Here is an 11,693-nt window from a genome sequence, read left to right as displayed (position 1 = left end):
GCCTGTCCGTGCAATGCGCGTTCCCTCTTGCGGCCCGATCTGACGCCGGGCCTGCTTGTATACCAAGGGTAGTCGATCGTGACTGTGACGCAAGCTATCCGAAAGTCGCTTCGGCGCGATTCTGTGACGCACCGCGGGAACACGAAATCGATTGATCGCGTTCGCACGCTGCTCCACCGCCGTCGTCCCGGCGACGGCCGGGACCCATACTCCGCGGCGGATGTCTTGAACGGGACTCGTCGTTCCAGCACGCCCAACAAGCAGCATCGGTGGCTATGGGTCCCGGCCTGCGCCGGGACGACGATGCGGGTGGGGCGGAATTCGAGATGTCAAAACAGCCACTCGGTGTCATCACCCGCGCAAGCGAAAGCGGGTGATCCATCACTGACACCTCACTCCAAGGCATGGACGGCCTCCCGAATCGGACCAATCCAGCCAATGTTGATGTGTCAGCTATGTCTCCGAACACCCGTCAGTGATCTGTCCGGGCTGAACATCGAGCCGGGCGATGACAGATGTGGATGGGACGCAGTTGCGTCGCCACAGGCTGCCGGGACGCCGGCCCGGAACGATCCGGGCCGGCGTCGGCATCCTAGGCAAGGTAATTGCCTTCGAGCGCCGGCATGATGTCGAGCACTTCGAAATAGTGGTCCCAGAACCTCGTCTCGCGCAGGTGGTCGCAGAACCACGCCCAGGCCGAGAGGTCATCGGTCTCGCAGATCATGACGTCGGTCGCCCTGGTCGAGAAGGCCTCCGGCTCGAACCAGCGCACCTTCAGCTCTGGACGGCGCCGGAGCAAGGGAATGACCTCCTCGTGCAGGAAGGCGAGGCGCTGGTCGGTCTTCAGATCGAGCCAGTGCCGCGTGGTCTTGATCATGACGAAGATATGAAACCTGTGCGGATCGTCCTCGTGCTCGGGAAGCACGGGGGACGAGGTCGTTTGCAGTGTCACCATTGATCGGTTCTCCTTTCACGGCCATAATGTGAGTAATTGCTCATATTTCACAACTCGCGTTTTGGGAGATATCCGTCATGCCGGCGAAGCGGCGCATAAAGGCCCGGAAACAGCCGCTTCAGCAGCGTTCGCGGGAAACCGTGGCGGTGATTCTGGAAGCGGCGGCTCGCGTTTTGGAAGCGGGCGGGCTCGAGGGCTACAACACCAATGCGGTCGCCGAGCGCGGCGGGATCAGCGTCGGCTCGGTGTACCAGTACTTCCCGAACAAGGACGCGCTGACGCTGGCTTTGATCACGAGGTTCGAGGACGCGCTGCTGGCGAAAGTGCGGGATGCGGTCGCGGCATCCGAGGGCAAGAGCCTGACGGTATCGCTCAGCCTGATCGTTCGGGCCCAGCTCGAGGCGCATGCCGAGCGCGCCGGGCTCAATCGCATTCTGGAGGCCGAGGAGGATCGCCTGCGCGCGGCGTCATTGGGCACGTCAGCGACCGGCGAATTGAAGGAACTGGTCGCCGCCCTGCTGGCGCGGCATCGTCGTGAGATCGCAAGGTCAGTCGACGATGACGCCATCGAGGATCTGATCGTGATCAGCCGCGCCATGGTCGACCACGCGCTTCAAAACGACCTCTCGCAGGCTGCGGCCAGCCGCCGGGTGCTGCGCGCCATCGAAGGATATCTGTTCGGTCCGCGGCGGGACTTCTGACGCTTCCGGCAAGGCCGCTTCGCATACGCATCATGCAATGGCGCGGCTGGGGAACGGGATGCCGGCGTAGTACATGGCGGTCGCGGAGACATTTCAGGCATGCTCGAGAAGACCCCGACCACCGCGGCAACGGCGCCGATCACCGATGGGTTGCCTTGGGAACGCCGCCGCTGGGCGGTGGCCGCGATCTTCACGGCGCTGGCGATGGCCTCGCTCGATACCGCGATCGCCAATATCGCGCTGCCGGCGATTGCGAGCGATCTGCATGTCAGCCCTGCGGAAGTGGTCTGGGTCGTCAACGTCTATCAGATCGCGCTGGTCGCGACGCTGCTGCCGCTCGGCGCGCTCGGCGAGATCGTCGGCCACCAGCGAATCTATCTCGGCGGCCTGCTGCTGTTCACATTGGCGTCACTCGGCTGTGCCCTGGCGTGGTCGCTGCCGAGTCTGCTGGTTGCGCGCACCTTGCAGGGGCTCGGCGCCAGCGGCCTGATGAGCGTCAACACAGCGCTGGTGCGCTTCGTCTATCCGAGCCGGATGCACGGCCGCGGCTTCGGCCACAATGCGCTCGTGGTCGCGACCGCCTTCACGCTGGGGCCGACCATCGCCTCCGGAATCCTCGCGCTCGGCCCATGGCCCTGGCTGTTCGCCGTCAATATTCCGTTCGGCGTCGTCGCGTTGCTGATCGGCATGAAGACGCTGCCGACGACGCCGCGCGCCACCCACGCCTTCGATTTCGCCGGCGCGGCGCTGGCCTGCGCCTGTCTCGGCCTCTTCATCATCGGCATCGGCAGCGCCGCGCACAAGGCCGCGCCGGCGCTTGTCATCGCCGAGCTTGTCGGCGCCGTCCTGTTCGGATGGATCCTGACCCGGCGGCATGCCGACCATCCGGCGCCGATGCTGCCGATCGACCTGTTCCGGCGGCCGATCTTCGCGCTGTCCGCCGCGACCGCCGTCTGCTCGTTCGCTGTGCAGGGCCTCGCCTTCGTGTCGCTGCCGTTCTACTTCGAGGACATATTGCACCGCTCGCAGGTCGAGACCGGCTTCTTCATGACGCCCTGGCCGCTGGTGGTCGCCTTCATGGCGCCGATCGGCGGCCGGCTGTCGGACCGCTATCCGGCCGGCATCCTCGGCGGCATCGGCATGCTGCTGCTCGGACTTGGCATGGTGCTGCTCGCGACCCTGCCGACCGAGCCCAGCGTCGCCAACATCGTCTGGCGCACGATGATCTGCGGCATCGGCTTCGGTTTCTTCCAGACCCCGAACATGAAGGCGATCATGTCGAGCGCGCCGTCGCATCGCAGCGGCAGCGCCAGCGGCATCGTCGCGACCGCGCGGCTGACCGGGCAGACCACCGGCGCCGCCCTCGCCGCGCTCTGCTTCGCGCTGGCCGACCGCGAGGGCGCCACCGTGGCGCTGGCGCTGGGTGCCGGATTTGCCGCGCTCGGCAGCGTCATGAGCTTCCTGCGTTTGGCCGTCGCTTCACCGCAAAAGTCATGACAGGTATGCGGCGCGCACAGTCCGCGGCCAAACACCACAGCATCAACTTTCTTTCGCGCTGCGAGCGCATTTTCTTGATTTGAACCGTTCCAGTTTCAAGGCCAACATCGCGCTGCAGTCCGGTCGGAGGATCGGACCATTCAGGGGATCGCGATGGCAAACCTCAAAATTAACGGCAAGACAATCACTGTAGACGTCGAGGACGATACGCCACTGTTGTGGGCTATCAGAGAGAACGTCGGACTGACGGGGACCAAATACGGTTGCGGCATCGCCCAATGCGGCGCCTGCACCGTGCATATCGACGGCGTCGCGATGCGCTCCTGCGGCGTCACGGTGAGCGAAGCGGCCGGCAAGGAAATCACCACGATCGAGGGTCTCGCGGCGGGCGGCGTGATGCACAAGGTGCAGCTCGCCTGGATCGCCAGCGACGTGCCGCAATGCGGCTATTGCCAGAGCGGCATGATCATGGCCGTCGCGGCGCTCTTGAAGGACAATCCGAAGCCGACCGACGACGACATCAACGACGCCATCACCAATATCTGCCGCTGCGGCACCTTCCAGCAGGTGCGCGAGGCGATCCATGCTGCCGCGAACGCATAAGGACGCAGCGATGAACCAGCACGTCATGCCAAAACTGAATCGCCGCGCCTTTGTGATCGGCACCGCAACCGCCGGCGCCGGCCTCGCGCTCGGCCTCGACCTGCCGTTCGGCGGCCCCGCCGTGGTGCGCGCGGCCGACGGCGCGCCTGAAGTCAACGCCTGGGTCGTGATCCGGCCCGACGACACCGTGGTGATCCGCATCGCCCGCTCCGAAATGGGCCAGGGCACGCTCACCGGCCTCGCCCAGCTCGTCGCCGAAGAACTGGAATGCGACTGGTCGAAGGTCACGACAGAATATCCGACGCCCGGCCAGAGCGTCGCCCGCAAGCGCGCCTGGGGCGACTTCTCGACCGGTGGCAGCCGCGGCATCCGCACCTCGCAGGATTATGTCCGCAAGGGCGGCGCCACCGCGCGCGTTATGCTGATCCAGGCGGCAGCCAACGAGTGGAAGGTGCCGGCCTCGGAATGCAAGGCCGTCAACAGCGTCATCACCCACACGCCCTCGGGCAAGACCACGACCTACGGCAAGGTCGCGGAAGCCGCGGCCAAGCTCGAGCCGCCGGCCGACGTCAAGCTGAAGGACCCGAAGGACTGGACCATCGCCGGCAAGGGCCTGAAGCGGCTCGACACCGTCGACAAGACCACCGGCAAGATGGTCTACGGCATCGACGTCAAGCTGCCGGGCATGCTGAACGCCGCGATCAAGGATTGCCCGGTGTTCGGCGGCAAGGTGAAGAGCTTTGACGAGGCCAAGGTCGCTGGCATGAAGGGCGTCAAGAAGGTGGTGCAGGTCGGCGACAGCGCCGTTGCCGTCGTCGCCGACACCTGGTGGCACGCCAAGACCGCGCTGGATGCGTTGCCGATTGTCTGGGACGAAGGCCCCAACGCCAAGGTCTCCAGCGAGACGATCGCGACGTGGCTCGCCGAAGGTCTCGACAATGCGCAGCCGGCCTACATTGGCAACCAGAATGGCGACGCCAAGGCGGCGATCGCCGGCGCTGCCAAGAAGGTCGAGGCGATCTACAGCTATCCCTACCAGAACCACGCCACGATGGAGCCGATGAACGCCACCGTGCTCTACACGCCTGACAAATGCGAGGTCTGGTGCGGCACGCAGAATGGCGAGGCGGCGTTCGCGGCGGCGCTGGAGGCCTCCGGCCTGCCGGCGGAGAAGGTCGACGTGCACAAGCTGATGCTCGGCGGCGGCTTCGGCCGGCGCGGCATGACCGACTATGTGCGGCAGGCGGTGGCGATCGCCAAGCAGATGCCGGGCACGCCGATCAAGCTGCTGTGGTCGCGCGAAGAGGACATGCAGCACGGCAAGTATCACCCGATCACGCAGTGCAAGCTGACCGGTGCGTTCGATGCCGACAACAACCTGGTCGCGCTGCACTACCGGCTGTCGGGTCAATCCATCCTGTTCTCGGTGCGCCCGGAAGCGCTGCAGAACGGCATGGACCCCGCCGCGTTCCAGGGCGTCGCGCAAGCCGGCGAGGCCGCGATCGGCTATTCGGTGCCTAACCTGCTGGTCGAGCATTCGATGCGCAACCCGCACGTTCCACCGGGCTTCTGGCGCGGCGTCAACGTCAATCACAACGCGATCTACATGGAATGCTTCATGGACGAGCTGGCGCTGGCGGTCGGGCAGGACCCGCTCGAATTCCGCCGCAAGCTGATGGGCAAGCACCCCAAGCATCTCGCCGTGCTCAACGCCGTGGCCGAGAAGATCGGCTGGGGCACGCCGGCGCCGCAGGGCGTCTATCGCGGCATCGCGCAGGTAATGGGCTATGGCAGCTATGTTGCCGGCGCCGCCGAGATCTCGGTGACCGACGGCAGCAAGATCAAGGTGCATCGCATCGTCGCCTCCACCGATCCCGGCTATGTCGTCAACCCGGCGCAAGTCGAGCGGCAGATCGCGGGCTCCTTCGTCTACGGCCTCAGCGCGCTGTTCTACGGCGGCTGCACCGTGAAGGACGGCCGCATCGAGCAGACCAATTTCGACACCTACAACTCGATGCGCATCAACGAGATGCCGAAGGTGGAATCGGTGATGGTGCCGAGCGGCGGATTCTGGGGCGGCGTCGGCGAGCCGACCATCGGCGTTGCGGCGCCGGCGGTGCTCAACGCCTATTTCGCCGCGACGGGAAAGCGCATCCGCAGCTTCCCGCTGCGCAACCAGAACATCAGCTTCGCCTGATCAAACCGGAAGCGGCGGCCCCGACCGGCCGCCGCCTCCTTTTTTCGGATTCTCGTGCATGGCCGTCACGCGTCATCAGACGCGCAGGGATGTGATCCGTGGCGCCGCTGCCGTCGCAGCGGCCGCCTTGGCGCGTCCGGCGTTGGCGCAGGCGGCGCCGCGCATCGCGGTGATCGGCGGCGGCTTCGGCGGCGCGGCCTGCGCGCGGGCGCTGCGGCGGCTCGACACCAAGCTTCAGGTTACGCTGATCGAGCCGAACAGGACTTTCACCGCCTGCCCCTTCAGCAACGAGGTGATTGCAGGTCTGCGCGAGCTTGCCGCGCAGCAATTCACCTATGACAAGGTTGGGGCCGACGGCATCACGATTGCCGCACAGGCGGCGACGAAGGTCGACGCGCAGGCGCGCAGCATCGCGCTCGCTGATGGGACAACGCTGTCCTATGACCGGCTGGTGCTGGCCCCCGGCATCGACATGCGCTTCGACGCCCTCTCCGGCTATGACGAGGCAGCGGCCGAGAAGATGCCGCACGCCTGGAAGGCCGGCGAGCAAACCATGCTGTTGCGCAAGCAGCTTGAAGCCATGGACGATGGCGGCCTCGTCGTGATCGCAGTGCCGGCTGCGCCGCTGCGCTGTCCGCCCGCGCCTTACGAGCGCGCCAGCCTGATCGCGCATTATCTGAAGGCGAACAAGCCGAAGTCGAAGATCCTGGTGCTCGACGCCAAGGACAATTACTCGCAGCAGAAGCTGTTCGAGAAGGCCTGGACGGAGCTCTATTCCGGCATGATCGAACGGATCGCGCTGTCGCAGGGCGGACGGGTGACGTCGGTCGATCCGGCGACCAACGAGATCGTCACCGACTTCGGCAATTACACCGCCGCGGTCGCCAATGTGATCCCGCCGCAAAGGGCCGGCCGCATCGCTGACATCGCCGGCGCCGCCGACCACACCGGCTGGTGCCCGATCGATCCCGTCACATTTGCTTCAAAGCTCGTGCCCAACATCCACGTCATCGGTGATGCCGCGATCGCCGGCGGCATCCCGAAATCCGCCTCCGCGGCGGCAGCGCAAGGCCGCGCCTGCGCGGCCGCGATCGTGAGCGCGCTTGCCGGCAAGGCGCCGGAGACGCCGCGGCTGGATGGTGCCTGCTACAACACGGTCGCGCCGGGCTACGCCTTCTCGCTGAAGGGCATCTATCAGCCGAAGGAAGATCAGTACGCCGAAGCGGAGGTCACCACGAGCCCGGTCGATGCGCCGCGCGAACTGCGCCAGCGCGAGGCCGATCAGGCGCTCGACTGGTTCAAGAGGATCACGGGAGATGCCTTTGGCTAGGCTCGCCCTCACAATGCTTCTCGCCGCGGGACTGTTCGCGGCCTGCTGGCCCGTCGGCGCCGAGGAGCTGCGGAATTACACCGTCGTGGGCGATGCGATTCCGGCCTCGCTGACGGGAACCAGGGGCGATGTGGCGCGCGGCCGCGCCCTGATCGTCGAGCGTTCCTCCACTTGCATCCTCTGTCACAGCGGCCCATTTCCCGAGCAGGCGTTCCAGGGCGACCTCGCGCCGAACCTTGCCGGAAGCGGCAGCCGCTGGTCGGAAGGACAGTTGCGGCTCCGCCTGGTCGATGCGTCGCATCTCAACGCGGCGACGATCATGCCGTCCTACTATCGGGTCGAAGGGCTCGTGCGGGTCGGCACCTCTTGGCGCGGCAAGCCGATCCTGTCGGCGGAGCAGATCGAGGATCTCGTGGCTTACTTGACGACACTGCGGAACTAGGACCAATCAATCGATGGCGAATTCGGACCACACCACACGCCGGACGTTTCTGAGCCTGACTGGCGGCGCCGCCGCGCTGGTGATCGTGCGCCCCGTGGACGCGACGCCGGCGATGCTGTCGGCCGCGATCCGCAATGTCGTCGGCGAGGCCGATGTGCACACCGGCAAGGTCAAGCTCGACATTCCGCCGCTGGTCGAGAACGGCAACACGGTGCCGATGACGGTCAGCGTCACCAGCCCGATGACGGCGGACGAGTATGTGAAGAGCATCCACGTCTTCAACGAGAAGAACCCGCAGCCGAACATCGGCAATTTCCATCTCGGGCCGCGCGCCGGGCGCGCCCAGGTGTCAACCCGCATCCGCCTCGCTTACAGCCAGAAGGTCACCGCCATCGCGCGGCTGTCCGACGACACGTTCTGGTCTGCAACTGCCGACGTCGTGGTGACGCTCGCTGCCTGCACCGAGGAGGCGATCTGATGCCGTCGGCCCTGATCAATGTCCCGGCCAAGGCCAAGCGCGGCAGCGTCATCGAGATCAAGACGCTGATGTCGCACATCATGGAGACCGGCTACCGCCACACGGCCTCGGGCAGCGTGGTGCCGCGCGACATCATCACGAGCTTCACTTGCCGCTTCAACGGCAAGGAAGTGTTCCGCGCCGATCTTTATCCTGCGATCGCGGCCAATCCGTTCATCACCTTCTTCACCACGGTGACCGAGAGCGGCAAGTTCGAATTCGAATGGATCGGCGACAAAGGGTTTTCGGAGACCGCGCAGGCTTCGATCACGGTCGAATGAGGATTGCGGTCTGCATCGCGCTGCTGACGGCGATGGCGGGCGCCGCGCTCGCCGACGAGATCCCGCAAGGCGAACGCCGCTCCGGCTATAGCTTCATGAGTCCGGACACCAAGGCGATGCAGGACGAGGACACCGCCAATCCCGGCATGCTGTCCGTGCTCGACGGCGAGGCCTTGTGGGCGCGCAAGGCCGGCGCCGCAAACAAGGCCTGCGCCGACTGCCACAACGACGCGCGCGTCAGCATGAAGGGCGTCGCGGCGCACTATCCGGCCTTCGACAAGACGCTAGGCAAGCCGGTCGACCTCGAGGGACGGATCAACCTCTGCCGGACCAACCACCAGCAGGCCTCGCCCTTCGCCTATGAAAGCCGTGAGCTGCTGGCGCTGACCGCCTATGTCGCACGGCAATCGCGCGGCATGCCGATTGTGGCCGACGACGATCCGGAGCTCGCGCCGTTCGTCGAACAGGGCCACGCGCTGTTCATGCAGCGGCAGGGCCAGCTCAATCTCGGCTGCACCAACTGCCACGATGATAACTGGGACAAGAAGCTCGCGGGCAGCGCGATCACGCAAGGGCAGCCGACCGGCTATCCGCTGTACCGGCTGGAATGGCAGGCGCTCGGATCGTTGCAGCGGCGGCTGCGCGCCTGCATCACCGGTATCCGCGCGCAGGCTTATGATTACGGCTCGCCCGAGCTGGTCGAGCTCGAGCTCTATCTGATGACGCGGGCGCGTGGCATGCCGGTCGAGACGCCGGCGGTCAGGCCTTGACTACACAGCTCCATCCGCGTCATTGCGAGGAGCGGAGCGACGAAGCAATTCATCCCTCCGCGCGCTGGGTAGCAATGGATTGCTTCGCTTCGCTTGCAATGACGGCGAAATGTGCGGGCTTCAGCGCTCGGCGAACGCCTTCTCCACCACGAACTGCGCGGGCTCGCCGTGATTGCCCTCGACGAAGCCGCGGCCGTTCAGCAACGTGCGGGTGTCGGCGACCAGCGCCGGCGAGCCGCAGATCATGACGCGGTCATGCGCGGCATCGAGCGCCGGCAGGCCGATGTCGGTGAACAGCTTGCCCGAGGTGATGAGGTCGGTGATGCGGCCGCGGTTATGGAACGGATCGCGCGTCACGGTCGGGTAGTAGATCAGCTGGTCGCGCACCAATTCGCCGATCAGTTCGTCCTGCGGCAGCTTCTCGGTGATCATCTCGCCATAGGCGAGCTCCTTGACGCGGCGGCAGCCGTGCAGCAGCACGACCTTCTCGAACCGGTCGTAGGTCTCGGGATCCTTGATCACGCTGAGGAACGGCGCGAGGCCGGTGCCGGAGCCGACCAGATAGAGGTTGCGACCATCCTCGAGGTTGTCGATGACCAGTGTGCCGGTCGCCTTGCGGCTGACGATGATCTCGTCGCCTTCCTTGAGGTGCTGGAGGCGTGAGGTCAGCGGGCCGTCCGGAACCTTGATCGAGAAGAACTCCAGCGTGTCCTCGTAATTCGCGCTGGCGACGCTGTAGGCCCGCAGCAGCGGCTTCTCGCCGACCTTGAGCCCGATCATGGTGAACTCGCCGTTGCGGAAGCGGAACGACGGGTTGCGCGTGGTCTTGAAGGAGAACAGCGTGTCGGTCCAGTGGTGAACGCTGAGGACGCTTTCCTGGTTGAAATTGCTCATCGTCAGTTTCCTTGACGCGCGGGCCGGATTGGCGGCAAAATCATTTGTACACGATCGTTCGTATACAAATGAATAATCCAGCTTGATCCGGCCGTCAAGCCACGGGCACAATGGCCGGCGAAGGCATTGAACCAAAAGGAAAAACCATGGCGCACGATGCACCCCAAGCGACCGGTCCGAGCAAGCTGGTGATCCGCAATATCGGGCTGATGCTGTCGGGGGCCCTGGAAAAGCCGATCCTGGATGCCGACACCATCGTCGCCGAGAACGGCAAGATCACTGCGATCGGCCGCCTCAAGGATGTCGACACCGAAGGCGCCACCACCATCGTCGATGCCAATGGCACGACGGTCGCGCCCGGCCTGATCGACAGCCACGTCCACCCTGTCGCCGGCGACTGGACGCCGCGGCAGAACCAGATCAACTGGATCGACAGCTATCTGCATGGCGGCGTCACCACCATGATCTCCGCCGGCGAGGTGCACATGCCCGGGCGTCCGCGCGACGTCGTCGGGTTGAAGGCGATGGCGATCTTCGCACAGCGCGCGTTCTGGACGCTGCGACCGGGCGGCGTGAAGGTGCATGCCGGCGCGCCCGTGATCGAATGCGAGATGGTGGAGGACGACTTCAAGGAGATGGCCGCCGCCGGCGTCAAGCTGCTCGGCGAGGTCGGGCTCGGCGGCGTCAAGGACGGACCGACCGCGCGCAAGATGGTCGGCTGGGCGCGCAAATACGGCATTCAAAGCACGATCCACACCGGCGGCCCGTCGATCCCGGGCTCCGGCCTGATCGACAAGGACGTGGTGCTGGAGGCCGACACCGACGTGGTCGGTCATATCAATGGCGGCCACACCGCCCTGCCCGACGACCAGATCCGCTGCATCTGCGAGGGCTGCAAGCGCGGACTCGAGCTGGTGCATAACGGCAATGAGCGCTCGGCGCTGTTCACGCTGCGCACCGCGCGCGAGATGGGCGATTTGCACCGCGTCATCCTCGGCACCGACGCGCCCGCCGGCTCCGGCGTGCAGCCGCTCGGCATCTTGCGGATGGTCTCGCTGCTGTCCTCGCTCGGCGAGCTCCCGGCCGAGCTGGCGTTCTGCCTGGCGACCGGCAACACCGCGCGGATGCGCGAGCTCGATTGCGGCCTGATCGAGGTCGGCCGCTCGGCCGATTTCGTGCTGATGGACAAGGCACAGCATTCGCCGGGCAAGAACATCCTGGAGAGCGTTCAGCTCGGCGATCTCCCGGGCATCGGCATGACCATCATCGACGGCATCGTCCGCACCCAGCGCAGCCGCAACACGCCGCCCGCGGGCAAGGTGCCGGAGGTGGTGGCGAAGTGACGTGCACCAAAGCCGTTGCGCGCAGGTGACGGGGTGAACAGCGGTGCAACATATCCGGTGTCGCCCCGGCGAAGGCCGGGACGGCGCTGAACGTTTGGTGCCACTCGTCAGTCATACATTCACTTGCTCTCAGGCTGAGCGTGCTGGATCGGTTGCTCAACCC

Annotated in this window: 12 protein-coding genes; 10 read left to right on the top strand and 2 right to left on the bottom strand. The window is 65.7% G+C overall.

Annotation, left to right across the window (positions count from 1 at the left end; genetic code table 11):
- Positions 1–592: 592 nt before the first annotated feature.
- Positions 593–955, bottom strand: coding sequence for a darcynin family protein (locus ACVMIH_RS40205; RefSeq protein WP_456866169.1), 363 nt, complete (start codon positions 953–955; stop codon positions 593–595).
- Positions 956–1,095: 140 nt separating this feature from the next.
- Between ACVMIH_RS40205 and ACVMIH_RS40200 the strand changes: the two genes are divergently transcribed.
- From ACVMIH_RS40200 to soxA, 9 genes are all read left to right on the top strand, one after another.
- The gene (locus ACVMIH_RS40200; protein WP_456866166.1) at positions 1,096–1,656 is read left to right on the top strand and encodes a TetR/AcrR family transcriptional regulator; all 561 of its coding nucleotides are present in this window, start codon (positions 1,096–1,098) and stop codon (positions 1,654–1,656) included.
- A gap of 99 nt (positions 1,657–1,755) precedes the next feature.
- Positions 1,756–3,153, top strand: a complete 1,398-nt coding sequence (locus ACVMIH_RS40195) for an MFS transporter (RefSeq protein WP_253640382.1) — start codon at positions 1,756–1,758, stop codon at positions 3,151–3,153.
- A gap of 153 nt (positions 3,154–3,306) precedes the next feature.
- A complete protein-coding gene (locus ACVMIH_RS40190) occupies positions 3,307–3,756 on the top strand; it encodes a (2Fe-2S)-binding protein (RefSeq protein ID WP_016846497.1) in 450 nt (149 codons plus the stop codon).
- Between the two features lie 10 nt (positions 3,757–3,766).
- Positions 3,767–5,953 carry a molybdopterin cofactor-binding domain-containing protein gene (locus ACVMIH_RS40185; protein WP_456866163.1) on the top strand — a complete coding sequence of 729 codons (2,187 nt, stop codon included), beginning with the start codon at positions 3,767–3,769 and terminating at the stop codon, positions 5,951–5,953.
- Positions 5,954–6,011: 58 nt separating this feature from the next.
- Positions 6,012–7,283 carry an FCSD flavin-binding domain-containing protein gene (locus ACVMIH_RS40180; protein WP_456866160.1) on the top strand — a complete coding sequence of 424 codons (1,272 nt, stop codon included), beginning with the start codon at positions 6,012–6,014 and terminating at the stop codon, positions 7,281–7,283.
- A gap of 13 nt (positions 7,284–7,296) precedes the next feature.
- The gene (gene soxX / locus ACVMIH_RS40175) at positions 7,297–7,725 is read left to right on the top strand and encodes a sulfur oxidation c-type cytochrome SoxX (RefSeq protein WP_168857914.1); all 429 of its coding nucleotides are present in this window, start codon (positions 7,297–7,299) and stop codon (positions 7,723–7,725) included.
- Positions 7,726–7,738: 13 nt separating this feature from the next.
- Positions 7,739–8,203, top strand: a complete 465-nt coding sequence (locus tag ACVMIH_RS40170) for a SoxY-related AACIE arm protein (RefSeq protein ID WP_456866157.1) — start codon at positions 7,739–7,741, stop codon at positions 8,201–8,203.
- A complete protein-coding gene (soxZ, locus tag ACVMIH_RS40165) occupies positions 8,203–8,523 on the top strand; it encodes a thiosulfate oxidation carrier complex protein SoxZ (RefSeq protein WP_076827071.1) in 321 nt (106 codons plus the stop codon). Before ACVMIH_RS40170 ends, soxZ begins: the two co-directional genes overlap by 1 nt.
- A complete protein-coding gene (soxA, locus tag ACVMIH_RS40160; RefSeq protein ID WP_057017550.1) occupies positions 8,520–9,293 on the top strand; it encodes a sulfur oxidation c-type cytochrome SoxA in 774 nt (257 codons plus the stop codon). The genes soxZ and soxA overlap by 4 nt, the downstream gene beginning before the upstream one ends.
- A gap of 120 nt (positions 9,294–9,413) precedes the next feature.
- Here soxA and ACVMIH_RS40155 read toward each other — a convergent pair whose 3' ends face one another.
- Positions 9,414–10,187: a ferredoxin--NADP reductase gene (locus ACVMIH_RS40155; protein WP_057017551.1), complete on the bottom strand. Its 774-nt coding sequence runs from the start codon at positions 10,185–10,187 to the stop codon at positions 9,414–9,416.
- Positions 10,188–10,333: 146 nt separating this feature from the next.
- Between ACVMIH_RS40155 and ACVMIH_RS40150 the strand changes: the two genes are divergently transcribed.
- A complete protein-coding gene (locus ACVMIH_RS40150) occupies positions 10,334–11,530 on the top strand; it encodes an amidohydrolase family protein (protein WP_057017552.1) in 1,197 nt (398 codons plus the stop codon).
- Positions 11,531–11,693: the final 163 nt, after the last annotated feature.

This window comes from Bradyrhizobium sp. USDA 4503 (assembly GCF_054055815.1).
The sequence above is the reverse complement of the archived record's forward strand: the minus strand, read 5'-3'. Positions and strand labels throughout refer to the sequence as shown.